Source organism: Flavobacterium sp. KH_035 (genome assembly GCF_057839565.1).
Map to the genome: position 1 here is coordinate 1,539,786 of NZ_CM174492.1, position 24,345 is coordinate 1,564,130.

General features: G+C 35.8%; 23 protein-coding genes and 2 tRNA genes. 14 read left to right on the forward strand and 11 right to left on the reverse strand.

Annotated elements, in window-relative coordinates:
• Positions 1 to 438: 438 nt before the first annotated feature.
• The 6 genes from AC3IS6_RS06795 to AC3IS6_RS06820 all read left to right on the forward strand — a co-directional run bounded on the left by AC3IS6_RS06795 (position 439) and on the right by AC3IS6_RS06820 (position 5,965).
• Positions 439 to 512: transfer RNA gene (locus tag AC3IS6_RS06795), tRNA-Asp, on the forward strand.
• A 241-nt stretch (positions 513 to 753) separates the two neighbouring features.
• On the forward strand, positions 754 to 1,575 hold the full coding sequence (locus AC3IS6_RS06800; protein WP_173964815.1) for a helix-turn-helix transcriptional regulator: 822 nt from the start codon (positions 754 to 756) through the stop codon (positions 1,573 to 1,575).
• 338 nt (positions 1,576 to 1,913) lie between these two features.
• Positions 1,914 to 2,240, forward strand: a complete 327-nt coding sequence (locus AC3IS6_RS06805; protein WP_489164219.1) for a hypothetical protein — start codon at positions 1,914 to 1,916, stop codon at positions 2,238 to 2,240.
• Positions 2,241 to 2,268: 28 nt separating this feature from the next.
• Complete coding sequence (locus tag AC3IS6_RS06810) at positions 2,269 to 3,270, forward strand: TolC family protein (RefSeq protein WP_489164220.1); 1,002 nt, start codon at positions 2,269 to 2,271, stop codon at positions 3,268 to 3,270.
• 57 nt (positions 3,271 to 3,327) lie between these two features.
• Positions 3,328 to 4,380 (forward strand): HlyD family secretion protein, encoded by a 1,053-nt coding sequence (locus tag AC3IS6_RS06815; protein ID WP_489164221.1) that lies wholly within the window; start codon positions 3,328 to 3,330, stop codon positions 4,378 to 4,380.
• 1 nt (position 4,381) lies between these two features.
• On the forward strand, positions 4,382 to 5,965 hold the full coding sequence (locus AC3IS6_RS06820; RefSeq protein WP_489164222.1) for an efflux MFS transporter permease: 1,584 nt from the start codon (positions 4,382 to 4,384) through the stop codon (positions 5,963 to 5,965).
• Between the two features lie 213 nt (positions 5,966 to 6,178).
• On the opposite strand, the gene AC3IS6_RS06825 is transcribed toward AC3IS6_RS06820, so the two are convergent.
• Together AC3IS6_RS06825 and AC3IS6_RS06830 are read right to left on the reverse strand one after the other, a co-directional pair.
• Complete coding sequence (locus tag AC3IS6_RS06825) at positions 6,179 to 6,652, reverse strand: YcxB family protein (protein WP_489164223.1); 474 nt, start codon at positions 6,650 to 6,652, stop codon at positions 6,179 to 6,181.
• A 31-nt stretch (positions 6,653 to 6,683) separates the two neighbouring features.
• Positions 6,684 to 6,914 carry a helix-turn-helix domain-containing protein gene (locus AC3IS6_RS06830; protein ID WP_489164224.1) on the reverse strand — a complete coding sequence of 77 codons (231 nt, stop codon included), beginning with the start codon at positions 6,912 to 6,914 and terminating at the stop codon, positions 6,684 to 6,686.
• Positions 6,915 to 7,001: 87 nt separating this feature from the next.
• Between AC3IS6_RS06830 and AC3IS6_RS06835 the strand changes: the two genes are divergently transcribed.
• Positions 7,002 to 7,235: a hypothetical protein gene (locus tag AC3IS6_RS06835; RefSeq protein WP_489164225.1), complete on the forward strand. Its 234-nt coding sequence runs from the start codon at positions 7,002 to 7,004 to the stop codon at positions 7,233 to 7,235.
• A gap of 182 nt (positions 7,236 to 7,417) precedes the next feature.
• On the opposite strand, the gene AC3IS6_RS06840 is transcribed toward AC3IS6_RS06835, so the two are convergent.
• A tRNA-Leu gene (locus AC3IS6_RS06840) sits at positions 7,418 to 7,499 on the reverse strand.
• 120 nt (positions 7,500 to 7,619) lie between these two features.
• On the opposite strand from AC3IS6_RS06840, the gene AC3IS6_RS06845 reads away from it, so the two are divergent.
• The 4 genes from AC3IS6_RS06845 to AC3IS6_RS06860 all read left to right on the forward strand — a co-directional run bounded on the left by AC3IS6_RS06845 (position 7,620) and on the right by AC3IS6_RS06860 (position 11,836).
• Complete coding sequence (locus AC3IS6_RS06845) at positions 7,620 to 9,008, forward strand: dipeptidase (RefSeq protein WP_173964810.1); 1,389 nt, start codon at positions 7,620 to 7,622, stop codon at positions 9,006 to 9,008.
• A 572-nt stretch (positions 9,009 to 9,580) separates the two neighbouring features.
• Positions 9,581 to 10,012 carry a toxin-antitoxin system YwqK family antitoxin gene (locus AC3IS6_RS06850; RefSeq protein WP_489164226.1) on the forward strand — a complete coding sequence of 144 codons (432 nt, stop codon included), beginning with the start codon at positions 9,581 to 9,583 and terminating at the stop codon, positions 10,010 to 10,012.
• Between the two features lie 232 nt (positions 10,013 to 10,244).
• Positions 10,245 to 10,616: a BlaI/MecI/CopY family transcriptional regulator gene (locus AC3IS6_RS06855; protein WP_281923325.1), complete on the forward strand. Its 372-nt coding sequence runs from the start codon at positions 10,245 to 10,247 to the stop codon at positions 10,614 to 10,616.
• Positions 10,613 to 11,836 (forward strand): M56 family metallopeptidase, encoded by a 1,224-nt coding sequence (locus tag AC3IS6_RS06860; protein WP_489164227.1) that lies wholly within the window; start codon positions 10,613 to 10,615, stop codon positions 11,834 to 11,836. The genes AC3IS6_RS06855 and AC3IS6_RS06860 overlap by 4 nt, the downstream gene beginning before the upstream one ends.
• Before the next feature lie 271 nt (positions 11,837 to 12,107).
• On the opposite strand, the gene AC3IS6_RS06865 is transcribed toward AC3IS6_RS06860, so the two are convergent.
• The gene (locus AC3IS6_RS06865) at positions 12,108 to 13,472 is read right to left on the reverse strand and encodes a saccharopine dehydrogenase family protein (protein WP_489164228.1); all 1,365 of its coding nucleotides are present in this window, start codon (positions 13,470 to 13,472) and stop codon (positions 12,108 to 12,110) included.
• Positions 13,473 to 13,664: 192 nt separating this feature from the next.
• Between AC3IS6_RS06865 and AC3IS6_RS06870 the strand changes: the two genes are divergently transcribed.
• Together AC3IS6_RS06870 and pckA are read left to right on the forward strand one after the other, a co-directional pair.
• Positions 13,665 to 14,051: a DUF423 domain-containing protein gene (locus AC3IS6_RS06870; RefSeq protein ID WP_173964805.1), complete on the forward strand. Its 387-nt coding sequence runs from the start codon at positions 13,665 to 13,667 to the stop codon at positions 14,049 to 14,051.
• Positions 14,052 to 14,352: 301 nt separating this feature from the next.
• A complete protein-coding gene (gene pckA, locus AC3IS6_RS06875) occupies positions 14,353 to 15,957 on the forward strand; it encodes a phosphoenolpyruvate carboxykinase (ATP) (protein WP_263362491.1) in 1,605 nt (534 codons plus the stop codon).
• A gap of 140 nt (positions 15,958 to 16,097) precedes the next feature.
• Here pckA and AC3IS6_RS06880 read toward each other — a convergent pair whose 3' ends face one another.
• Positions 16,098 to 17,153 (reverse strand): phytase, encoded by a 1,056-nt coding sequence (locus AC3IS6_RS06880; protein WP_489164229.1) that lies wholly within the window; start codon positions 17,151 to 17,153, stop codon positions 16,098 to 16,100.
• Between the two features lie 72 nt (positions 17,154 to 17,225).
• Entirely contained in the window at positions 17,226 to 20,036 is a 2,811-nt protein-coding gene (locus tag AC3IS6_RS06885; RefSeq protein WP_489164230.1) for a TonB-dependent receptor, read from the reverse strand.
• A 269-nt stretch (positions 20,037 to 20,305) separates the two neighbouring features.
• Here AC3IS6_RS06885 and AC3IS6_RS06890 point away from each other — a divergent pair, with 269 nt between their 5' ends.
• On the forward strand, positions 20,306 to 21,406 hold the full coding sequence (locus AC3IS6_RS06890) for a DUF4407 domain-containing protein (RefSeq protein WP_489164231.1): 1,101 nt from the start codon (positions 20,306 to 20,308) through the stop codon (positions 21,404 to 21,406).
• A 161-nt stretch (positions 21,407 to 21,567) separates the two neighbouring features.
• On the opposite strand, the gene AC3IS6_RS06895 is transcribed toward AC3IS6_RS06890, so the two are convergent.
• The 5 genes from AC3IS6_RS06895 to AC3IS6_RS06915 all read right to left on the reverse strand — a co-directional run bounded on the left by AC3IS6_RS06895 (position 21,568) and on the right by AC3IS6_RS06915 (position 24,314).
• Entirely contained in the window at positions 21,568 to 22,272 is a 705-nt protein-coding gene (locus AC3IS6_RS06895; RefSeq protein WP_489164232.1) for a PH domain-containing protein, read from the reverse strand.
• Positions 22,273 to 22,343: 71 nt separating this feature from the next.
• The gene (locus tag AC3IS6_RS06900) at positions 22,344 to 22,715 is read right to left on the reverse strand and encodes an MmcQ/YjbR family DNA-binding protein (RefSeq protein WP_173964799.1); all 372 of its coding nucleotides are present in this window, start codon (positions 22,713 to 22,715) and stop codon (positions 22,344 to 22,346) included.
• A gap of 8 nt (positions 22,716 to 22,723) precedes the next feature.
• Positions 22,724 to 23,074, reverse strand: a complete 351-nt coding sequence (locus AC3IS6_RS06905) for a DUF4260 domain-containing protein (protein WP_489164233.1) — start codon at positions 23,072 to 23,074, stop codon at positions 22,724 to 22,726.
• The gene (locus AC3IS6_RS06910; RefSeq protein WP_489164234.1) at positions 23,071 to 23,472 is read right to left on the reverse strand and encodes a GNAT family N-acetyltransferase; all 402 of its coding nucleotides are present in this window, start codon (positions 23,470 to 23,472) and stop codon (positions 23,071 to 23,073) included. Before AC3IS6_RS06910 ends, AC3IS6_RS06905 begins: the two co-directional genes overlap by 4 nt.
• Before the next feature lie 92 nt (positions 23,473 to 23,564).
• Positions 23,565 to 24,314, reverse strand: a complete 750-nt coding sequence (locus tag AC3IS6_RS06915; RefSeq protein ID WP_173964796.1) for a cyclase family protein — start codon at positions 24,312 to 24,314, stop codon at positions 23,565 to 23,567.
• Positions 24,315 to 24,345 lie beyond the last annotated feature (31 nt).

The window sequence follows — 24,345 nt, forward strand, 5'->3', positions numbered from 1 at the left end:
TTTGATTAATTCCCAATCATTTTAAGACACTTGGGATTTGTGTCTGTAATGTTATGGTAAAAGCTTATTCTTACAAATATTGAAAATTTATTTTGATATAAAAACTTTATTTTATTATTTTTTGATCATAATGTAAAGAAATTATTAAATTACTGGCAAAATAGAGGTGTTTGATTGATTGGTCATTAAGAATGTGTTTTGGATTTGAAATTTATCGGGTTTTAAGTTTAATAGCAAAACTTCTTAAGATTCGCGTCCTTTGTGCTTTCAGTTTTACACTCTTTGCGTTTGAAAAAGAAAGAAAGTTCTTCTTTTTGGTTTTATGGGTAAATTTTAAAATATTGGAATTTAATCAATTAAAAATTTCTTGAAATTTATTCGCAAAAAAAGCTTGTAGAATCAAAGATCTGTTGTATTTTTGCACTCGCAATAACGCACGGTTTGGTAGTTCAGTTGGTTAGAATACATGCCTGTCACGCATGGGGTCGCGGGTTCGAGTCCCGTCCAGACCGCAATATTGGGAGAAGCCTTTCTTAACGGAAAGGCTTTTTTGTTTTTTGTATTTAACCGCAAAGAGCGCTAAGATTTACGCAAGGTTCGCAAAGTTTTAATTTAGCTTTGCGAACTTTGCTTTTTTTTCTTTGCGAACTTTGCGGTTAAGTCTTAATGGTTCAGCTTTGGAATTTGGTATTTCAAACAATTGGAATTTAAATTTCTTATATTTAAAGTTGCAAAAACATTGTATAAACGTCAATGGAATATTCCGGTCAGAAATTAGATAAGTATTACATCAAAAAAGTAGATGCCGATAAAAAAAGCATTTACTGTCATCACGATTTGATGGGCGAATTGTTTGTGCCTACACATAAACACGACAAAGCGCAATTGTTATACGCTGAAGGAGATGTTGTTTTTGTAACGACCGAAACCAAAACCTACTTTTTGCCGGCACGTCATTTTATTTGGATTCCGAGTGGGGTGGAGCATAGTATCGAGCCGAAGTCGGAAAATGTAACGATGCGAAACCTGTATTTTCCGGTTGAAAAAGACGAAGATGTCTTTTACAAGAACGAAGGAATTTATCCGGTCAATAATTTATTGTTGCAAATGATGCTTTTTACCAATCGATGGAATGGTGATCTTAAAAAAGGAAGCCCGAATTTTGCCATTGCCAAAGCGATTAAAGCAATATTGCCTCAAATTTGTCTGACCAACTTGCCTTTAGAATTACCGCAGCCAAAAGATCCGCGTTTGGGTAAGATTCTGCGCTATGTTGAGAATAATCTGGGAGAAACTATTCTATTCGCAGATGTTGCCCATGAGTTTGGATATAGCGAACGTTCTTTGTATCGTTTGTTTCAAAAAGATCTCAACATGTCCTTTATTCAATATTATACGATTAGGAGAATCCTAAAAGCCATAGAGCTTCTGCTTGACAGAAAACTTTCGGTTAAAGAGGTAGCCGAAGAAGTTGGATATAATAGTGTTCCAACTTTCAGTAATACTTTTTTTAAGATTTTAGGGCAAAGACCTTCCGATTACTTAAACGGTGAAGAGATTTTGGAGCAAAAGTAAAAATTTTGTTTCACGCTGATTTGACAGATTTTGTTATTTCGCGCTAAAAATTTTTCTCTCGCAGATTTAGGAGACTTTTTTTAACTCTTTAATAATCTGCTTAATCTGCGAGAGGGAAGAATAAAAATCAGCTTCATTAGCTTAAATTCTTTAAAATCTGCGTGAAAAATCACAATCCAAATATATTTTGTAATAAATTGTTTTTCAGCGTTTTAATGTAGTGTTTTCAAAAAATAAGATTTCAATATTTGTCCGAAATGAATATGTTATTGACTTTTTAGAATTATCAGTCACCAAAAAAATGCAGGAACTTTGCATCATAAATTATTTATGTATTCATGTTCCTTAAAAAACAGATTTCCGCACTACAGTGTTTCCTGAAAAATATGGCTTATGCCTTATTTATGCTCGGATTCACGACGCTACAAGCGCAAGAAGTAAAATCGATTTCATTAAATGAGGCGATTAAAATTGCGAAAGAGAATAATCGAAACATTCTCAAATCTAAACTCGAAGTAACACTTTCAGAAGAAAACATCAAAGAAAACAAAGAGTTACGACTACCTGAAATTGAGATGAACGGCGCTTATTCGAGAATTACCAACATTACCGAATTTAAAGGAGGTTTCTTAAAAGGCAAAGAAGTTACCCAGGGCCATCCCTGAAATTTACGAGGTTGGAACTACGTTTAAAATGCCGTTGTATGTTGGGAATAAAATCAACAATGCAATTAAAATTGCCAATCAGGAAAATCAAATTGCTCAAATCAAAAAGGAGAAGACTGAAAATGATATCGAGTTAGAGGTGATTGGTACTTATTTGGGGATTTATAAAATGATGGAACTTCAGAAAATCATTGACGAAAATATCAAAGAAGAGCAAAATCGGTTAAAAGAAGTTCAATCCTTGAAAAAACACGGAACGGTGACCAAAAATGAGGTATTGCGCGCAGAATTGCAGCTTTCGGACCGTGAGTTGAATGCTTTGACGAATTCTAAAAACATCAAAATTGCGCTGCATGATTTAAAAACACTGCTTCAGTTACCGGAACGAGAGGAAATAACAATCGACACAACGGCAAATATTGATGAAATGAAAGGCCTTGATCCTTATGAAATGTATATGAATCATGCTTTGCAGAACGAAGAAATGCGAATCTCGAGCCAGGAAATAGCGATCAAAAAAACGGAACTGAAATTGGCAAAGGGGAATTATTATCCAAGTATTAATTTCTTTGGAAACTATAGTTTTAATTATCCCAACTATAAATTTTTTCCTCCAAATCCGTACTTATATACTTTAGGTCAGGTGGGAATTGAGGCCAGTTTTGATCTTTCCGGTTTGTATAAAAACAAAACCAAAGTGCAGATGGCGACGACCAGGATTCAATGGCAGGAAATGCAGTCTGAGATTGTGAAAGATAAAATCCAAGACGAGTTGTTTCGTAATCACACGCAATATCAGGAAATTGTTGAGAAGTTTAAAGTTGTTGATAAAGCCGAAGAATTGGCAAATGAAAACTACCGAATCGTAAAACTAAAATACCTGAATCAATTGGTTTTGATAACCGAAATGGTAGATGCCGACAATGCGCTGTTACAGGCGAAATATAACAAAATCTCAACCCGAATTGATGCTGTGATGAAACATTATGAATTGCTGCGTACAGCGGGAATGTTGCCAAGTGAGATTTAAGGTAGGGGCAAGAAAATAGAAGCAAGAAGCAAGAGAATAGAAAAAGATATAGAATTTATGGTAAAGATTAAAAATGAAACCAGAGCAAACAAATCGTTTCATATCATTATAACAATAATTGCCTGCCTGTTGGTGGTAAGCGGAGTCATTTTAGGAATTTGGTTTTATGTGTTCAGTCAGAATCATGAAGAGACCAATGATGCTCAGGTGGAGCAATATGTTACGCCAATTATGTCCAGAATTACGGGTTATGTTCAGGAAGTTCGTTTTGAAGAAAATCAGTTTGTACACAAAGGCGATACTTTGGTGGTGATTGATAACAGAGAGTATAAATCAAAGCTGAATGTGGCTTTGGCCGATGTTCAAAGTGCGAAACAAAGTAGTGTGGTAGCCCAGAAAAATGTGGCGACAACAGCAAGTTCAACCGCAATTGGAGAGTCGCAATTGGAGGTGGCGAAAACCAATCTTTGGAAAACAAAATTAGAGTACGACCGATATAAGGCTCTTGTGAAAGAGGAGGCTGCGACTTCTCAGCAACTAGAAAAAGTAAAAGCGGATTATGAGTCGGCACAGGCGCATTTTCAGGAAATGCGAGAAAGAATTCAGTCTTCCAATTTAAGTACTTCTCAGGCACAGGCAAATGTCCCTACCACACAAACGGTTGTTGAGTCTAAGCAAGCTGTTGCTGATAACGCGGCATTGTTTCTTTCGTACACCGTAATCACGGCTCCTTATGACGGCTGGGTTGGAAAAAGAATTTTGCAGCCGGGACAAATGGTCAAAGAAGGGCAATCATTGCTTTCGATTGTGAGTAAAGAGAAATGGATTACTGCGAATTTTAAAGAAACACAGTTACAATATTTAACCGTAGGTCAGGAAGTTCAAGTTAAGGCTGATGCTTTAAAGGATAAAGAATTTACGGGAATTGTTAAATCATTGTCACCTGCCAGTGGTGCTCGATTTTCGTTATTGCCTCCTGATAATGCCACAGGAAACTTTGTGAAAATCGAACAGAGAATTCCGGTTAGAATTCAATTAAAAGAAACCGACAAACAAGCCGACTTCTTAAGAGCCGGAATGAATATTACGGTTATTGCCGAACACCAATAAAATGGAAGATAAGAGTATTTTTAAGTCCTGGGTTCCTAATTGGGCGATCATTATTATCTTGTTTGTATGTCTGTTGCATTCCATGATTTTATTGGGAGTTTACAGTTCAAACGTGACCTATGCGGCGAGTTTTCTCGATATCGAAGCTGAGGATTTACAGTTTGCCATGTGTGTGACCTATGGAACTTTACTGGCGACGATCCTTATCGAGAGTAGGTTTTCGAATTATTTTCCGGCAAAAACCTACTTAATGATGTTGTATGTTTTGATTGCCGTAACGATAATTGCATCAGGATATGTGACCAATTTTGCGGTTTTTATAATGTTAAGAGTTCTCGAAGGAATCTTAATGGCTTTGCCGGTAATGATTTTGAGGCAGTTGTTGGTAGAACGTTTTAATTCTAAAAACGCCATTATAATTGGGTTTTCGTTTTACTACGGATCGCTTTTATTGGCGACGCCCTTTATTATGAACATCGCAGTTTGGTTCCTCGATCATTACGATTGGAAATACATGCTGTATGTTTCGGGAATGCTTCAAATTATTAACGTCTTTTTGATTCTGGTGACTTTTAACAGCCACAGAATCACTAAAAAAATTCCGCTGTATCAAATTGATTTTCTGAGTTTTGTTTTGGTGTTGACATCGATAATAACCGGGGCTTATTTTTTTGTGTATGCCGAAAGAAAATACTGGTTCGAATCTTCTCAATTGATTCTCTCTTTAATAATATGTCTCATTACGGGAGGTTTGTTTATTTTCAGACAATTATTGGTAAAACGACCAAGCTTTAATTTTGAAGTTTTCAAATATGCGAATCTGAGAATCGGGTTTCTGTTGTTTTTTCTGTTCTACATTGCCCGGGCGACTTTGAGTTTGTGTCATAGTGTAATGTTTACGATTTGGAATTGGGATCCGTCTCGCGTTGCCGGAGTGCAATACATAAACGGACTAGGGAATGTAATTGGGTTGGTTTTAGCGGCTATTTTTCTGATGCGATCTATGGCGACCAAATACATTTTTATGATAGGTTTTGCGCTTTTGGCGGTATATCATTTTTGGTTTACGTTTTTGTTCGTGCCTGATGTTTCGTTGTCGGATATCTTGATTCCGTATATTTTGCAAGGGATCGCGGTTGGGGTTTTATTCGTGCCTTTGGTTTTGTTTACGGTTACGGCCGTTCCGGGGAAATTGATGACATCCTCTGGAATTATTGGAGTCTCAGGACGTTTTTGGGGAAGTACTATCGGGTTTTGTATCATGCAGAATGCGCAAGTATTCCTGAATAAAAAACACTTCCTGAAATTAAGTCAATTTGTAACAGGCGAGAATCCCGAAGCACAGCAAACCATTGCTGCAACAACGCAGAGTTTTATAGCAAAAGGATATTCGGCCGATAATGCCAATACATTGGCCTTGAAAAAAGTCTTTACGACCGTTGCCAAACAGGCTACCTTATTATCGGATATGGAAATTTATATCGTTGTGGGGTATGGTTTGGTGATTTTGGTGGTTTTGATTGGCTTGAACCAGCATTTAAGGCATACAGCTAACCTGTTTAAAAAGAAAATTTGGATTAGCTAGTGAATTTAATCTCGCAAAGGCGCGAAGGCGCAAAGTTTTTCCCTCATTTTATGTCATTTCGACGAAAGGAGAAATCTTCGCAAGTAACTCCGTAACGAGCTTCTAATTTTTGTCGAACTTCTAGTAGAGATTTACATCATTTACATATAATTTGCCTCCTGCTTTAGCTGGAGGTTTTTTTGTGTTTGAAAATGAAAAGGCTTTAGCCGAAATTTATTGATTTTTTATCTTCAAAAAAACTTCGTTTCTAAACCAATTTTCATCTTCTGGAGTTTCAAAAATTCGTTTTGGAAAGAATAATGTTTGACCTTTTGATAAGTATAAAAGATAAAGATCTTTTAATTCAAAAACTTTTATGAAATTTTGCATAGGAATTGTACTGTTAGATATTTCCCCCATTCCAGAAATAATTCTATCTGAAAATATTTCATGTTGCCTTTCGTTGAAAATAATCTTATTGTCTTTTGAATTTGCAAAATTCCAATATTTATAAATCGTAAGAACAGGATACATAAATCCAACAACTATAATAAAAATACTAAAAGAATCTTTTTTTCCAGTAAAAAGAACGATAGTAGAAAACATCCACATAAAAGCAAATAACCATCCTCGTCTTTTTAACTCAAGTCTAACAAGGAACATGAAATATTCTTTTTTGGTAAGTTGAAATTTTTTAGTTTTAATCATTGAAAGTTGGTGAAATTGGATTTTAACTTTTTTATTTCAAAGGAAAATCAAGCAATTCTTTAGGTTCGACATCTAAAGCATTGGCGATTTTTATGAGAGTTTTTATAGAAGTATTAATTTCAGCTCTTTCTACTCTACCTACTTGGTTTTGGGTTATACCACAATCATCGGCTAAATCCTGTTGAGACAAGCCTCTTTTTTCGCGAAGTTGTCTGACATGAATGCCAAGATTTACAATAAAAGTTTCTTCTGAAATATCCATATTTCAAAAGTCATAAGATTTATTTTTCAAATACACCCATATTTGGGTGTATTTTTTCTATATTTGGAAAAATTAAAACATAAGAAAATGACTATAAATAATATTTCAAAAGAAGTAGAAGCAAGGCTGGCGGACTTTTTTAGTAATGCGACTGATCCCAGAGAAATGGCAAAGATCATACGACAAGTAAATTATGTGCTTTCTTTATGTGCGATGAAAGGATCTGAAACAGTATTATTTGGATTAGATAATGTTGAAGATAATTTTTATTGGCTAAATCAATTAGCAGAAGTTTTAGATCCTTATTTGGATGTGAATTGAAGAAGGTTTTTTGTGTCTAGTTTGTTATTTTGAGGAACAAGACTCGAGCGATAGCGAGCAGACGAAGTAAATCTTTGCGAGAAATTCGAACAGTTTGTATTTTAAACCCGACAGGTTTTTAAAACTTGTCGGATTTAATGAAAAACAAAAAAGCTTCTGATTTCTCAGAAGCTTTTTTTCGGTGCGGATAATAGGACTCGAACCTACACGCCTTGCGGCACCAGATCCTAAGTCTGGCATGTCTACCAATTTCACCATATCCGCGGCAATTGTGGGTGCAAAGATAGACATAACTTCGAATATTCAAAGAAAAAAAACGAAAAAATTGAAAAAAAATATTAATTCTCTTTTTTGTACTTTTGGATTTCTATAAAAATAATTTAAATGGAAAATATAAAGTCTTACGTTCAAGAACATAAGGATCGCTTTATCAACGAGTTGATCGAATTATTAAAGATTCCGTCGGTTAGTGCCGACACTGCATACTCGCAAGATGTTATCGATACTGCCGAAGCAGTAAAGGAAAGTTTATCAAAAGCAGGTTGCGATTTTGTCGAAATTTGCGACACTCCGGGTTACCCAATCATTTATGGAGAGAAAATAATCGACCCAAATTTACCAACTGTTCTTGTTTACGGACATTATGATGTTCAGCCACCAGATCCTTTAGAGTTATGGACTTCGCCTCCATTCGAACCTGTGATCAAAACTACAGACATTCATCCGGAAGGTGCAATCTTTGCTCGTGGTGCCTGCGACGACAAAGGTCAGATGTACATGCACGTAAAAGCGTTGGAATACATGGTTCAGAACAATGTTTTGCCATGTAACGTAAAATTCATGATCGAAGGAGAAGAAGAAGTAGGTTCGGCAAGTTTAGCGTGGTTCGTAGAACGCAATCAGGAAAAACTGAAAAATGACGTCATCTTAATTTCAGATACCGGAATGATTTCTAACCAACAGCCGTCGATCACGACAGGTTTAAGAGGTTTGAGTTATGTTGAGGTAGAAGTTACAGGTCCAAACCGCGATTTACATTCTGGTTTATACGGAGGAGCAGTAGCGAACCCAATAAATATTCTGGCAAAAATGATCGCTTCGCTTCATGACGAAGATAATCATATTACGATTCCAGGTTTCTACGATAAAGTGCAGGAATTGTCTCTTGAAGAAAGAGCCGAGATGGCAAAAGCGCCTTTTAGCTTAGAAAAATATAAAAAAGCCTTAGACTTAAACGATGTTTATGGTGAAAAAGGATATGTAACTAACGAACGTAATTCTATTCGTCCAACCTTAGATGTAAACGGAATCTGGGGTGGATATACTGGAGAAGGTGCAAAAACGGTTATTGCAAGCAAAGCATTTGCTAAAATCTCGATGCGTTTGGTGCCTAATCAGGATTGGGAAGAGATTACAGAACTTTTTTCAAAGCATTTCACAAGCATTGCTCCGGCGGGAGTTACAGTAAAAGTAACGCCACACCACGGAGGTCAGGGTTATGTAACGCCAATTGACAGTATTGGATATCAGGCGGCAAACAAAGCGTATACAGAAACTTTTGGAGTTCCGGCAATTCCGGTTCGTTCAGGAGGAAGTATTCCGATTGTAGCTTTGTTTGAAAAAGAATTAAAAAGTAAAACGATCTTAATGGGCTTTGGTTTAGATAGTGATGCAATTCACTCGCCAAACGAGCATTTTGGAATCTTCAATTACTTAAAAGGAATCGAAACTATTCCGTTGTTTTATAAGTATTTTGTAGAGCTTTCGAAGTAATTTAACCGCAAAGAACGCAACGATTTACGCTAAGCTCGCTTTTTTTTTGGTTCGCTAAGATGTAAAAAATTAAATCTTAAGATGCAAAATCCGTTCAGAAATGAGCGGATTTTTTTTTGGGCGTTTCCGCCGCGGCGGACGGGCTTTCGGCTATATTCCCGATTAGCAAAAACTACGGCTAAAAAGCCTTGTTTTTCTAAATCGGGAGATACCGCCTCTATCCCTAACGCGGAAAAGAGGTTCAAAGGTACAGAGATGCAAAGGTACAGAGGAACGGGAAAATTGAAATTTTTGGTGAATGAATAGCCTACAGCTTCAGTAGGTTCGAGGTTTAGTGAGATGAGATAATTGGCTTTAGCCAAATAAATTCCGGATTTTCTTTTTCTTCACCTTTGCACCTTTGCATCTCTGTACCTTTGGGCCTTTTTAAATCTTTGCACCTCAAAAAAAGAAACCCTCAGAACCTTAGCGCCTTAGAATCTCAGCACCTTTTTCAAAAAATTCTTGCATATTAAAAAAATAACTCTACATTTGTAGAACAGTATCTATAATTGTAGAGTAAAAATATTCAAATGAGGCAGCTGGTAATCTTGTTATTTTGTGGGTTAGTTCTTTTAGGGTGCAAAAGCAAACCGATCAATCAGATTGTTAATAAGAAAAGGGAAGGTGTCTGGATTGACAATTACAAACAGGATAGTACGGTTTACAAATCGTTTGAATACTACAAACACGATCAGCCTGTAAAAAAGTGGAAATCGTATATAGACGGGAAAATCTATAAAACAGAAAAATATAAAAACGGAATCTGCTTTGTGAAATACTATTACGAAAACGGAAAAGTACAATCGAAAGGAAAAACAAAAATTGAAACCAATTCGGTAGAAACACATTGGTTTTATTTTGGAGATTGGAAGTTTTATTCGGATAAAGGGAAATTAATCGAAGTTAAGAAATACGATAACGGTGAGTTGATTTCGGAACGGATGGTGGAGAATAAAGAATAAAGAGGATAGAAGAAAGAGGATAGAAGAAAGAGGATAGAAGAAAGAGGATAGAAGAAAGAGGATAGAAGAAAGAGGATAGAAGAAAGATTATAGAAGAAAGATTATAGAAGAAAGAACAAAGAACAAAGAATATAGAATTAGTGTGGCGCAGGAGAAATCATAAAAATCATTTTAATCTGTGGCAAAAAAAACTCAGCACCTTAGTAACTCAGAACCTTAGAACCTTTAGAATATGCAATTATCAAACTCAGAAGAACAATTAATGGAGCATCTCTGGAAGCTTGAAAAAGCTTTTATGAAAGATTTGCTGGAAGCGTATCCGGATCCAAAACCGGCAACAACAACGGTTGCGACGCTTTTGAAACGAATGATCGATAAAAAATTTGTTGCTTATAATGAATTTGGGAATTCAAGAGAATATTATCCCTTGGTCAAAAAAACAGCCTATTTCTCTAAACATGTTAATGGGTTAATTAGTAGTTTCTTCAATAATTCGGCATCACAATTCGCTTCTTTTTTTACCACCGAAACGGATTTAAGTACTACCGAACTGGAAGAACTCAGAAAAATAATCGATTCAGAAATTCAAAAAAAGAAAAAATGATAAGCTATCTTTTAAAATCGGGAATACTGCTTTTGGTTTTTTATGCAGTATATAAATCGGTACTGGAAAACGAGAAAATGTTTCGTTTTAATCGCGCTTATTTGCTGGTAAGTTTGGTTTTTAGTTTTGTAATTCCGCTACAGCTTATCTCGTTTGGATCGTTTGTATCTGCTAAAATTGGGTTGGTTCAATTAGATGAAATCGTACTTCAAAAAAGCAATGAGCGTCTTAGTACAATTTCGGCTAATGATTTTCTGCTGGTTTTGATTGTTGCAGTTTACAGTGCAGTATTTTTGGTGTTGACGGCCAGGTTTGTTCTGGGGCTTAATTCGTTTAGTAAGAGGATACATCGCAATGAAGTACGGTTTGTAAATGGGCAAAAGATAGTGTTGCTTCAGGAGCCCGGCTTGCCATACTCTTTTTGGGAATCGATCTTTATTAATAAAACAGAATTCGAAAACGGAAAAATACCTTCAGAATTAATAGCTCACGAGAAAGCACATTTAAAACAGAGGCATACTTTGGATATTCTTTTTGTTGAGGTACTGCAGATCGTTTTCTGGTTCAATCCGTTGCTTTTTCTCTATAAAAAAGCCATCAAGCTTAATCATGAATTTTTGGCCGATGAAGCTGTAAATGTGCAGTTTGGTGCCATCAAAAGCTATCAGCATTTGTTACTTGATTTTGCTTCGAATAAAAACGCTGTTGCTCTGGCGAGTAATATCAACTATTTAATAACTAAAAAACGTTTACTTATGATGACCAAAAAAGAATCCCCGATTAAAATTGTGTTGAAAGTATTTACTGTAGGTACAATTTATGCCTTGCTGTTGTTTGTTTTTAGTACTAATGCGATAGCTCAAAAAAAGTCTGATAAAGCAGAAGTGAAAGAGAAAGATCTTTACGTGCTGGAAGATGTCGAGAAATTGCCTGAATATCCTGGTGGGATGACAGCGTTTTATAAGTTTATAGGGAAAAATTTCAAAATGCCGGCAGCAGTTGGAAAAAATAAAATTGAAGGAAAAACATACATGCAATTCACTATTGAAAAAGATGGGAGTTTGTCGGATATCAAAACAATTAAAGATTCAGGTTATGGAATAGGGAATGAGGTTATCCGTGTACTGAAGCTTTCGCCAAAATGGACTGCGGCAACGCAACAGGGAAAAGCGGTTAGAGTAATTTACAGTTTGCCAATTACGGTTCAGCCTGAAAAATAGGTTTTTTTAAAGGGACAGAGGTACAAGGTACAAAGGTTCAAAGTTGCAAAGGGATAGAGAGAAGTTGAAGGTTTTCTTTTGAATAGAATAGCCTCCAGCTTTAGCTGGAGGTTTAAATGATAAGCTGAGTGGCTTTAGCCAAATTAGCTCAGGATTCAAATTTTGGTTTTCTGTACCTCCGCGCTTTTTCAAAAAAAATCCGCTTCCATGTTCTGGAAGCGGATAAAATAAAAAACTAAAAAAAAAATTCTAAAAAACAACAACCCGGATCTTAGAACAAATCCGGATTATATCCAAAATAGGGCATTTTTTGCTCATTAAAAATAACCCCATGTTCTTCTAACTCGTTTAAAATTGGCAGATAAACTTCTTCTTTTATGGGAAGCTGTACGCCCGGAGTTGTTATTTTTCCATTTAAAATTAACAGTGTTGCCATTGCCACCGGTAATCCAACGGTTTTTGCCATTGCGGTATAGGTTTGGTCGTCTCCAATACAAACCATTTTTGAGTCAATTTGCTTTTTCTCTCCATTGAGCTCATAGCCAAACTTATGATACATGACAATCATATCTTTATCATTAGGTTCTAAAGACCAGCTGTCGGATAGTATTTTTTCTAATATCTGTGCAGGAGTGGCATTGGGCAGATTTACTTTCTTGTCAGGATTAAATAAATCCAGTTCCAAAAGTTTGTCCCACATTATATCATCCTGATCAATTTTTAAGATCAGTCGTGTTTTAATTTCTGCAGAATCGGTTGGATGATACGGTAAAAAGGAATTCACAAATTGACGGTAGCTCATGTTTTCGGAATTTTCCATAATGTAGCTGTCGTCTGTCATACCTAGTTGTACAAACATATTCCATGCTTTTGAGAAGCCAACTCTTCTGATGGTTCCTCTGTACAACGTTAAAACATTGTCTAAACCGTAAACGGATTTGTATTTAAGAGAGTCCCGATTGGAATAAGCTTCAAATTTCCCATAGCCTTCTACTTCCAGAAATTCGGTACGACGAAATAAGGCGCTGTAGGGAATGTATTTATAAGTGCCTTCCTGAATAAATTTTGCTGCACCTCCCTGTCCTGCCAGAACCACATTTCGAGGAGCCCAGGTAAATTTATAGTTCCATAAATTATTATCGGATTCAGGGGCTACTAAGCCGCCGCAGAATGATTCAAAAAGCAGCATTTTGCCACCTTTGGCTCTGATTTCATCAATGACTTTCATGGCGCTCATGTGATCGATTCCGGGATCGAGACCGATCTCGTTCATGAAAACCAGATTATTTTTCTTCGCTTCTTCGTCAAGTGCCTGCATGGCATCACTGATATAAGAAGCGGTAACCAGATGTTTTTTAAACTGAAGACAGTCTTTGGCGATTTCGATATGTAAATGTGCTGGCAGCATCGAGATTACGATAGAGGCTTTTTCGATGGCTGCTTTTCTTTCTTTGGTATCAAAAATGTTTAAAGCAATTGGAGTCGCATTAGGATGTTTTTGTGTCTTTTTTTCGGCTAAGGCCAAAGAAAGGTCGGCTACAACAAGATGTAGGTTTTCACTCTCTGATTTTGCCAGTAAATAACGTATTAAGGACGATGCAGATCTACCGGCTCCAATGATTAAAATGCGTCTCATATTTTATATTTATAACACAAATATATTAAATTGTTAAATATATAACAATTTTAATTTCAGAAAAATGTTGGATGTTTTTTTTTAATCCCAAAAAAAGAGGAATTCTTTTTTCTGAAAAATATTTTTCAAAAGTAAAATGCTTTTTAAGTACGATTGAAGTATTTTTGTGTGAGAATCGAAAGTATAGAAAATATGAAAAGAAGAATTGTTTTGGCAGGAGCTTTTATGGGAATGTTGGCTATTATTTTGGGCGCTTTTGGCGCACATTTATTGAAGAAATACTTGTCTGTAGAAGAATTAAACACTTTTGAAGTTGGCGTTCGTTACCAAATGTACCATGCTTTGTTTTTACTTTTTCTTTCGACCAGAAAAGATATTGCCGAAAAAACGGTTAAAACAATCTATAATTTAGTTGTTGCCGGTGTACTTCTTTTTAGCGGATCTATCTATTTGTTAGCCACAAAAAGCTTCACTGTTTTTGATTTTAAAATTATCGTATTCGCAACACCTGTGGGTGGTTTTTTATTAATTATTGCCTGGGCGTTGTTATTTGTTACGATTTTGAGGAGAAAATCATAAAATACCGAATAAAAAATTCTATCTAAAAATTAATCTTTAATTTTGTCTCATAAATAACATATAATCTTGTTTATGTGAGTTTCTATTGTTTTTTACTTTAATGTGAGAATAATATAACAAATTCATTTAGAGGGATATAAGAAAATGAATTAGAGGCACTTATTTTTTTGTTTTATTCATTTTGGAAGGTTAAATTTTACTTAATTAATATAAATAAAAGTGAAATTTAAATTTTTTTAATGGTTTAATAATAAATTATATAATTTTGCTTCTCTTAAACATCACACACAACTAAAAATTTATGGACAGTCACACAGTTTTCACGCAATCGATTTCGCTGAAAGAATTAGGAATTGAAAATGCAAAAGTTCGCTATCAACTATCTGCAGATGAATTGCATGCGATCACTTTGCAATCAGGTCAAGGTGTTGAGAACTCCACGGGAGCATTGGCAATTAATACGGGCGAATTTACAGGACGTTCTCCTCAGGATCGTTATATTGTAAAAGATAGTATTACCGGAGATCAGGTTTGGTGGGGAAATGTAAACATTTCTTTTGAACCGGATGCTTTTGAAAGATTATACAACAAGGTAACGCAGTTTTTATCGAATAAAGAAGTTTTTGTTCGTGACTCTTATGTTTGCTCGGATGCTAATTACAGACTAAATGTTCGCGTTGTTACTGAAACAGCATGGTCTAATTTGTTTTGTTACAATATGTTTTTAAGACCAGAAGAGTCAGAATTAGCTAATTTTACTCCGGAATGGACAGTAGTTTGTGCTCCAAGTTTTATGGCAGATCCAGCTGTAGACGGAACACGTCAGTCTAATTTTGCTATTTTAGATTTTACTAAAAAGATCGCACTTATTGGAGGAACAGGTTATACTGGAGAAATGAAAAAAGGAATTTTCTCTGCTTTAAACTTCATTCTTCCGGTTTTCAAAAATACATTACCAATGCACTGTAGTGCCAATGTTGGTGAAGCTGGAGATACTGCAATTTTCTTCGGATTATCAGGAACAGGAAAAACTACTTTATCAGCAGATCCGCAACGTAAGTTAATTGGAGACGATGAACACGGTTGGACTGCAGAAAATACTGTTTTCAACTTTGAAGGTGGTTGCTATGCAAAAGTAATTAATCTTACAGAAGAACATGAACCGGACATTTTTAGAGCGATCAAAAAAGGAGCGCTTTTAGAAAACGTGGTTTTCAAACCGGGAACAAACGAAGTAGATTACGATGATGTTTCAATCACTCAAAATACTCGTGTAAGTTACCCAATCACTCATATTGACAATATTCAGCCAGGTTCTATTGGACATAACCCTAAGAATATATTTTTCTTAACGGCTGATTCTTTCGGAATTTTGCCTCCAATCTCAAAACTAACTCCAGGACAGGCTGCTTACTATTTTATCTCGGGATATACAGCTAAAGTTGCAGGAACTGAAGCAGGAGTTACAGAACCACAACCTAATTTCTCAGCTTGTTTTGGAGCACCATTTATGCCATTACATCCAACACGTTACGCAGAAATGCTAACTAAAAAAATGGAAGAAGCTGATGTAAAAGTTTGGTTAATCAATACAGGTTGGACAGGTGGTCCTTACGGAACAGGAAGTCGTATGAAATTAAAATACACACGTGCCATGATTACCGCTGCCTTAAACGGAGAATTGGATAACGTTGCCTTTAAAAATCATAAAGTATTTGGAATTGCACAGCCTGAAACTTGTCCAAACGTTCCAAATGAAATCTTAGATCCAAGAAATACTTGGGAAGATCCTGAATTGTACGATAAAAAAGCGGTTGAATTGGCTAAGAAATTTAAAGCTAATTTCGCGAAATTTGAAGAATTTGCCAATGCCGAAATTTTGGCTGGCGCACCGATTATAGAATAAGGAAGATTACTAATTCAAACTAAAAAAAGCTGTTCGTTATGAACAGCTTTTTTGTTTGGTATTCAGTCTCGGTTTTCAGTCACAGTCACAGTTTACAGTCACAGTTAAGAAACTGTAAACTGTGACTGTAAACTGCAAACTTATTTCTTCTCATCAATACGTTTCTGGATCAAATCCCACGCGTAGTAATGAAAAGTCATTCCGTTGCTCATGGCTACAAACAGACCGTTTTTAAAATTGCCTCCCAAATTTATGCTGGTCATATCGGCACCATCGCATTCAATAGTCGATGTTGGGATTTCTGCTAATAGAGGATAGTTATTTGGGTTTCCATTTGCCCCTTCTCTCGGATAGACCATAAAGGTATTCGCTTGTTGGTTTGAAACGAGAATGTATCCGGTAGAATCCGTTTTTTTGTAAATTGCGATTCCTTCATTATCCGCTTTAAAACCTGTTTTACCAAAAAGAGCAAGTTCTTTGTTGTCGTTAAGAGCCGGATCGGCTTTGTATTTTCTGATTCCGAATTGTTCGTCACAATACAAAACAGTTCCTAGTTCATTGTCAACCGCAATAGCTTCGATTTCTTTCTTTCCGCTGTATGCGCCAAACTTTCGAACGACTTTTGCTGTAGCAAACTTTTCATTCCCCGAAAGTTCATATTGCCATAAGTAGCTTCCTGATGGTCCTGATTTTCGGCCTACGATAGCAAAAATTTTACCGTCGCTTTTTCGTGTATACAAAGCAATTCCCATTGGGTCGCGCAACGCTTCGCCTTCAAAAACAGAAATTCCGCCATTATCAATAGCTTTTAAATCTGGTAGACTAAAGATTCTTATTTTATTTGATTCCCGTTCTGTAGTTACGGCAACGTCAACTTTTTTTCCATCTACGACTAAACCGTAAGCGATATCAACATTATTCGGGCGTTTTAAAACTTCAGATTTTGCAATGATTTTTCCTTTTAAATCAAAAGCGTACAAAGCGCCGTCTGAATCTTTATCGGTGCCTACAATGATGCTTTTAGAAGGATCAGTTGGGTGAATCCAGATCGAAGGATCGTCGGTGTCGTGAGGTAAGGCCTCGGTAATAACGGTTGGTTTTACAGCATTTGCTGCAACGGGTGCCAGTTTATCCTCTTTACAGGCGATAAATAAAGTGCTTAAAAGCAAAAAGGCCAGTATCGTTTTATTTTTCATTATAGATTTATTTTAATAAAATTAGACAGAACCGTTAAGTTCTGTCCAATGTAAGGATTTTTAAATAGCGTATTACAAGTCGAGTTTCAAACCAAAATTGTATCGGGCCTGATAGTATTCGGCTTGTTTGGTATGTGCTTCAACACCCTGATAGTAACGTAATGGCTGATTGGTTAAATTATTCGCTTCAGCAAAAAGACGAAGCTTAGGTGTGATTTTGAAAGAAGCATTTGCATCTACAAAAAATTGTTTGTCATAGTAACTGTCTTTGTAAGATTCTGAACCTAATTCATCTAAATAATCGGAAGTGAAATTGGTTGAAACTCTGGCAGAAAAACGTTTGTTTTCCCAAGATAAAGAGCCGTTAAACATATGTGGAGTGGTCCCCGGAAGACTGATGTTGCTTCTTTCGTTTCCATCTTCATCTGCAATTCCTTTTGCTTTAGATTTGGTATAAGTGTAATTCAGATAGATACCAAATCCTTTAAGAAATTTGCCGGGAAGGAAATCTAATTGACGTTGAAAAGCGACTTCAAAACCATAAACATCAACGGTTTCTCCGTTTCTGGATTGTAAAAATGACCAGTTTTCACCCGTCGGAATTGGATTTACCTGATTTGGGAAATCAGCAGCAAATTCTGCAGCAGTGTATTGGTTGTCGCTGTAATTGTAAATAAAATTGTCTAGTTTTTTGTAGAAAACACCTCCCGAAATTAATCCAACCGACTTGAAATAGTTTTCGGCCATAAAATCATAATTATAAGAATAAGTGGCGTCAAGATCCGGATTTCCGGCCATAATTTCTTTTTCGGCAGCGATATTGTTTACATACGGAGCTAGTGCATAGTAGTCTGGTCTTGCCAAAGCTGTAGTAGCAGCCGCTCTTAAAACTAAATCTTTGGTGGCGTTGTATTGAAAAGAGATGCTTGGCAATAAATTAGTGTAAGAGTTGGTAGTATTGATTTGGCTTTCTAATTTTTCTTCATCCAAAACGCGGTTTCCGGTATAATCAATACGAGTGTTTTCTACACGAAAACCTAAAACCATAGATAGCTTATCGTTAAAATCCTGATCCCATCTTACATAAGCGGCATAAATGTTTTCTTTAGCATTATAATTTACAGCCAGAAATTCTGCGGGATCCGCTTTTTTGTTAAATAATGCAGTATTGTTTAAATCTAAACTTCCCAAAAAGTTAGCCGAAGCAAAACTTCCCGGTACATATTTGCTTCCCGGATTAAAGTTTTGACCGTCGTAATTACTATTTGAAATTTGCGACAGTAAAGCCATATCGGTGTTGATGGGTGTGTAAGCAAAGAAATTGTTGTTTCTTTCTTTTTCTTTCAATCGAAGTCTAACTCCGGTTCTCAATCTTCCTTTTTCAGACGGAATAATTGTAAAAGGGAAACGAATATTAATTTTTGCCCCAAATTCACTTTCGCTGGTTTCATCTGTATTTTCAGTAGCGGTTTGAAATTTGAATTTGTTTAGAGCCTCTCCGGTTGTTGAGATTAACGGAAATCTAATGTCTGATAAATCCTGAGTCATATCCAAACCTTTTTGACGGTATTCTATATAACGCTCTTCCGGACGGTATTCTCTGGCTTTTGCATAATTGGCAGACCAGTCTAAGTCCAGTTTAGAGTTGATTAAATGCTCTCCACGAATCGAATAATTCTGAACGCGCTGATCTTCTAATCTTCTGTTTTTGTTGCGGTCGTTATCTACTCCGCCTTTCGTCTGGCGTTTTACACGTCCTTTAAATGCAGTAATTTGCTGACCGTTATAAATTGGCTGAATATCGTCGTAAGTAGTTCTGAAACGGTTTTCTCTGTCGTCTCTCCAGTTGTAAATAGCGTTGGCAAAAATGGTATTATTTTCATCAAATTTATAGTCTAACGCTACAGATCCGCTGCGACGAATACGCTGTACATCGTACTTTCTAATCTCTGATGCCTGTAAATATTCATTTCCGAATTTATCTTTTACCCATTCGTTTTCAATATTATCAGATCCGTAATCTACATTGTTATATGATCCGCTAAAAACAGCTCCCAGTTTATTGTCTAAAAAACGATTTCCATAAACCAATCCAGCGGTATAGGAAGCGTGTTCGCGAATTGGTAAATAACCTCCTGCCAGTGTTGCTGAGATTCTCTCTCCATTTGGCGTAGCTCTTGTAATTAGATTTACAGAACCTCCAATAGCATCTGCGTCCATATCGGGAGTCAGGGTTTTGTTGACTTCAATTGTCGAGATCATATCAGACGGAATCAAATCCATTTGTACATTTCTGTTGTCTCCTTCTGCTGATGGAATTCGGTCTCCGTTCAAAGTAACCGAGTTCAATGATGGAGCAAGACCTCGGATAATGATGTTACGTGCTTCACCCTGATCGTTTTGCATGGTGATTCCCGGAACACGCTTTAAAGCATCTCCAACGTTAGCATCCGGAAAACGTCCCATTTGGTCAGATGAAATTACGTTTCCGATATTTTTGTTGTTTTTTTGCTGATTTAAAGCTTTTGCCTGACCTTTTAGGATGTCTCCAACCACTACTTCGTTCAACTCGGTTCCGGAAGTTTTAAGCGCAAAATCAAGTACATTATTTTTGCCCTGTTCAACCGTAATTTCTTTTGTGATGGCAGTGTATCCAATATATTTTACCTGTAACTGGTAGGTACCAGCATTAATGTTAAGCAGTTCAAAATGACCATTGTAATCTGAAACGGTATATTTATTTTCACCTACAATTTGAATCATTGCTCCCGGTAAAGGAAGCTTATCATCAGTATCTAATACTTTTCCTGAGATTATAGCCTTTTGGGCATAACCTGACAAGGCTAAAAACAGGAATGTTACTATTAAGTAAATCTTTTTCATTTGTGTTTTAGTTTGATTTGCTGCGAAACTAGAACCTAAATGTTATTAAAGGACTTGAAAAGAATTAACATAGTGTTATGATTCGTATCCAACATTAAAAATAGATTAATGTTAAAGTAACATTTATTGTAAAAATGTTTTTTAGGAAGCCAACTCAAAACAAATGAACTATTTAACTTAGAATTTAATTTTTTGGCGTTAAATTTGCCGTATCACACAAGTCCAAAGGACGAGTTGATAAAATAATCATCAATCAAAAATCATCAATCATGTTAAAACAATTTTTTATCCTCTGTTCAGGAGCCGATCGGGACCTGCTCGAAGGCTGTTCAGAAGGCGAACAAACCAAATATGTTGGTATTGGCGCCACCGTTTTTTTTACTGCAGTTATGGCTTTTCTGGCCAGTGCTTATGCACTTTTTACTGTTTTTGACTCTATTTATCCAGCTTTAATTTTTGGATTTGTGTGGAGTTTACTCATTTTTAATCTGGACCGATTTATAGTTTCGACGATTAAAAAAAGAGATCGTTTTATGGATGAGTTTATTCAGGCGACTCCCAGAATCCTACTGGCAATTATTATTGCAATTGTAATTTCGAAGCCTTTGGAGATTAAAATCTTCGAAAAAGAAATCAATACTGTTTTATTGAAAGAAAAAAATGAAATGGAATTGGCAAACAAAAAGCAGGTAGGTAATTATTTCAAATCGGATTTAGATAAAAATAAGGCTGAGATTGCAGTGTTGAAAAATGATATTGTCAAAAAGGAAAAAGAAGTAAATGCTTTGTATTCGACTTATATCACAGAAGCCGAAGGAACTTCAGGAACCAAAAAGCTTGGAAAAGGACCGGTTTATAAAGAAAAACGAGAGAAACACGATGCAGCTCTAAAAGAATTTGCAGCATTAAAGACTACTAACGAAGCCAAAATTGCTGAGAAAGAAAAAGCAGGAAAACAATTGCAGGCAGATTTAGATAAAAAAGTCACTCAAACGCAGCCCATCATTGAAGGCTTTGACGGTTTAATGGCGCGTATTAATGCACTGAATAAATTGCCGTGGCTCCCGTCTTTTTTTATAATGTTATTGTTTTTAGCAATCGAAACTTCCCCGATTATAGCGAAATTATTAGCCCCTAAAGGCGAGTTTGATTTTAAACAGGGAGAAGCCGAAACAGCAATGAAAGCCACTTTGGAGCAAAACAAATACCAACGTGAATTATTGGTTAGAACCAGCGCCGAAATGCACGATAAGGTTTATGCTGATATTGCCGGAGATAGAGGCCTCTACGATTTGCAGCGTAAAAACGCAAAGGAATTACTCGAATTGCAGTCTAATAGTTTTGTAGAGAAACAGAAAGCTACTTTGTAAAATGTGATCTGTAAGAAGTAAAATGTGAAAAGTAAGATGTAAAAATGATCTTTAAAACGTAAAAAAGCCTTAAGTTCAGATAGAACTTAAGGCTTTTTTATTTTGAGTAAGAAGTCAACTAATATCTTACAGTTTACTTTTCACATTTTACAAACTACATCTTACATATAGCTTAAAATTTCTTTCTTATAAGTGTCATATTCTCCCTGCATGATTAAACCATTGTCAAGCAGTTTTTTATAATTCTGCAGTTTGTCAAAAAGTTCCTCTTTAGACAAGTCGCTCAATTTACGATCTCCGGTGGAAGCCTGAGTAGGTTGAATAGGCTCAAAAGTTTCATAAGGAGTTGTTGCAGGTAAAATTTCGGCAAAACTGGTAACTTCTTCCGTTTCAACTTCTTCTACGTCGTCTTCAAAATCATCTTCGACGATTTGCACTGGTTCTACTGCAGGAGCTTCAGTAGCAACAGGGTTTTTCAATAAATCCAATTGTTCCTTAGCATAAGTATAAATTTTTCTTGCCTGAGTTTTCGGAATATAATCTATTGAAATTGCCAGATCTGTTTTGGTGCCAAATGAAAATTCAGAACCTAAAATGTTTTCTTTTACAAAAGTGCTTGCAATATCATCCCAGGTATAATCTGTAAAATCCATCGAAAGACCTAAGTTTTTAGGTTTGCAAATAATGATACGTTTATTGGTTAAGATTATGCTATCCGGAAAAACAGTAATTGCTGGTTTTTTTTGAACCGCGATGTACCCAACTTCTTCGTTTTTCATCAATAAATCATTGAGTTTTGAAGTGATTTTTTCAATCGCTTTAGGGTCTTGTTCTTCGTTCAGAAATTTTTTAAATTGTTCTTTCATGATTGATAAATTGCTAAGTTACACTGTAACTGTGTTGCTAAGTTTTTTGTCTTATGCTGCAAATGTAATGCCTAATTTTCTAATTCGATAATTTCATTCTGAATTTTCTTTGTCAAACTTTTGAAAACCAACTCATACGAGTGATCGATCAATTCTTTGATGAAAGAGGTCGGTAAATTGCCATTAAGAGCAATGGTATTCCAATGCACTTTACTCATGTGAAATCCGGGTTTGATCTCGTCATATTCGGCTCTTAGTTCCTGAGCGCGTTCCGGATCACATTTTAAATTAACCGACGGTTCGTTTTTTTCCCATTGTGATAAGGAGGATAATGCAAACATTTTTCCGCCAACTTTAAAAACCAAAGTGTCTTCGTCAAAAGGAAAATGTTCGCTAACACCTTTTTTTGAAAGACAATATTCGTAGTACGTTTCCAGATTCATATTATTTTTTATTTACCGATTTCACCTAAATGTGTATACTTAAAACCTTTTTGATATTTCAAACCATAACCAAAAAAACGATCCATTGCAGCATGCGAGAATAAAATAACTCCGATAAGCTGAATGTATTCAAATTTTAAATAACAACCCACTATATAAACTAAGATCGCGAGTCCTTTGTGATGGAATAAGTTGTACAAAAAAGCTCCAATTTTAGAATTAAATACATAGCCGATCATCGAAAGATCCGGAGCCAAAATGAAGACTAAAAACCACCACCACTGATAGTTTAAAAGGCTAAACAGATAGATTCCGAGAACGAACATTCCTAATTCTTCAAGTTTGATTATTGTTTTCATACTATTTTCTTTTCCATCATTTTTTCGGGATGCTGTAAGGCGGTAAAACCAAATTTCTCATATAAAAAATGAGCGTCAGTAGTCGCTAATCTCCATATTTGAATGTCTTTTAAAATAGGTTCATTCATCATCGCTTCTATTAAAACAGACGAATACCCTTTGCCACGCTGTTCTTCGGTAATAAAAACATCCATTACATATCCAAAAACCACATAATCTGTAATAACTCTTGCAAAGCCAATTTGTTTGTAGTTAAGGTAAATTCCAAAACAAACAGAAGCGGCTATGGTAGTTTGAACTTCTTCAATAGTTCTTCCGGCAGCCCAGTAAATATCCTTCAGGAAATTTTGTATAAACGGAACATCAAGTTTAGTTTTATCGGTCGAAACGGTTATCATAAGCTGTCGTTTTTTGCCATGAATTACACTAATTTTTATGCTTATCAAAAAAAGAATTAATTCGAGGGAATTTGTATAATTCGGGGCAAATTTTAAATTTTATATAAAATTGGTTTACTTGGACTTGCATCGTTTTCAAACGAAGCAATTTGAAGATTTAGTATATAGTCGCCATCTTTGATTTCATCAGAAACAAAAATCATTTCGGTAATCGTTGCATTTAATCTTGCGTCAGCGTTCAGATGAAGCGTATCTTTTACATTCCAAAAAGCTTTGTGAGCCAGTAATTTTCCCTCATCATGTTCTTTGTCCACACTTGGTAAGTCAATTAACAAATGCTGAATTTTGCTTTCGCGAATGAAAATTGCCGCTTCTTCAGATAAATAGGGCGGGTTTGTATTCGAGTATTTTCTTGATTTTTTATCTTTTTGGTTTGGAAGTGTTCTGATAAGTAAAGCCTCAGTTGTTCCACTAAGAACATCTAAAATCTGATTTTTGGTAATCACGAAATCATCACCAATTTTTTCAGGTTCAATGGTAATTAGTTGGGCCAAAAAGAAAAACTGTTTTAAGCACTCATTGATACTATAAAAGTCATTTGTGATATGCCCCAAACATTCCGTATGTGTTCCATGACCATGTGGATTGAAGAAGATATTGTTGAAATTAGTAGATGATTTTCCTTCCGAAACCTTTCCGATCCAATCGCCAAAAACTACGGGCTCAATAACTGGTTTTTCGATATACCAGGCAATTGGGTTTTCGTCTGTATTCGTTAACGGGATTGAAATATCAATGGGCTTTGATAAGTCGATTTCGAAGGTGTTTATTTTTGCTTTCATTTTACCGCAAGGTTCGCTAAGGTTTACGCAA

Excerpts from the sequence above, each read along its gene's own strand:
- AC3IS6_RS06800 (WP_173964815.1), top strand. The coding sequence starts at position 754 with ATGGAATATTCCGGTCAGAAATTAGATAAGTATTACATCAAAAAAGTA.
- AC3IS6_RS06805 (WP_489164219.1), top strand. The coding sequence starts at position 1,914 with ATGTTCCTTAAAAAACAGATTTCCGCACTACAGTGTTTCCTGAAAAAT.
- AC3IS6_RS06810 (WP_489164220.1), top strand. The coding sequence starts at position 2,269 with ATGCCGTTGTATGTTGGGAATAAAATCAACAATGCAATTAAAATTGCC.
- AC3IS6_RS06815 (WP_489164221.1), top strand. The coding sequence starts at position 3,328 with ATGGTAAAGATTAAAAATGAAACCAGAGCAAACAAATCGTTTCATATC.
- AC3IS6_RS06820 (WP_489164222.1), top strand. The coding sequence starts at position 4,382 with ATGGAAGATAAGAGTATTTTTAAGTCCTGGGTTCCTAATTGGGCGATC.
- AC3IS6_RS06825 (WP_489164223.1), bottom strand. The coding sequence starts at position 6,652 with ATGATTAAAACTAAAAAATTTCAACTTACCAAAAAAGAATATTTCATG.
- AC3IS6_RS06830 (WP_489164224.1), bottom strand. The coding sequence starts at position 6,914 with ATGGATATTTCAGAAGAAACTTTTATTGTAAATCTTGGCATTCATGTC.
- AC3IS6_RS06835 (WP_489164225.1), top strand. The coding sequence starts at position 7,002 with ATGACTATAAATAATATTTCAAAAGAAGTAGAAGCAAGGCTGGCGGAC.
- AC3IS6_RS06845 (WP_173964810.1), top strand. The coding sequence starts at position 7,620 with ATGGAAAATATAAAGTCTTACGTTCAAGAACATAAGGATCGCTTTATC.
- AC3IS6_RS06850 (WP_489164226.1), top strand. The coding sequence starts at position 9,581 with ATGAGGCAGCTGGTAATCTTGTTATTTTGTGGGTTAGTTCTTTTAGGG.
- AC3IS6_RS06855 (WP_281923325.1), top strand. The coding sequence starts at position 10,245 with ATGCAATTATCAAACTCAGAAGAACAATTAATGGAGCATCTCTGGAAG.
- AC3IS6_RS06860 (WP_489164227.1), top strand. The coding sequence starts at position 10,613 with ATGATAAGCTATCTTTTAAAATCGGGAATACTGCTTTTGGTTTTTTAT.
- AC3IS6_RS06865 (WP_489164228.1), bottom strand. The coding sequence starts at position 13,472 with ATGAGACGCATTTTAATCATTGGAGCCGGTAGATCTGCATCGTCCTTA.
- AC3IS6_RS06870 (WP_173964805.1), top strand. The coding sequence starts at position 13,665 with ATGAAAAGAAGAATTGTTTTGGCAGGAGCTTTTATGGGAATGTTGGCT.
- pckA (WP_263362491.1), top strand. The coding sequence starts at position 14,353 with ATGGACAGTCACACAGTTTTCACGCAATCGATTTCGCTGAAAGAATTA.
- AC3IS6_RS06880 (WP_489164229.1), bottom strand. The coding sequence starts at position 17,153 with ATGAAAAATAAAACGATACTGGCCTTTTTGCTTTTAAGCACTTTATTT.
- AC3IS6_RS06885 (WP_489164230.1), bottom strand. The coding sequence starts at position 20,036 with ATGAAAAAGATTTACTTAATAGTAACATTCCTGTTTTTAGCCTTGTCA.
- AC3IS6_RS06890 (WP_489164231.1), top strand. The coding sequence starts at position 20,306 with ATGTTAAAACAATTTTTTATCCTCTGTTCAGGAGCCGATCGGGACCTG.
- AC3IS6_RS06895 (WP_489164232.1), bottom strand. The coding sequence starts at position 22,272 with ATGAAAGAACAATTTAAAAAATTTCTGAACGAAGAACAAGACCCTAAA.
- AC3IS6_RS06900 (WP_173964799.1), bottom strand. The coding sequence starts at position 22,715 with ATGAATCTGGAAACGTACTACGAATATTGTCTTTCAAAAAAAGGTGTT.
- AC3IS6_RS06905 (WP_489164233.1), bottom strand. The coding sequence starts at position 23,074 with ATGAAAACAATAATCAAACTTGAAGAATTAGGAATGTTCGTTCTCGGA.
- AC3IS6_RS06910 (WP_489164234.1), bottom strand. The coding sequence starts at position 23,472 with ATGATAACCGTTTCGACCGATAAAACTAAACTTGATGTTCCGTTTATA.
- AC3IS6_RS06915 (WP_173964796.1), bottom strand. The coding sequence starts at position 24,314 with ATGAAAGCAAAAATAAACACCTTCGAAATCGACTTATCAAAGCCCATT.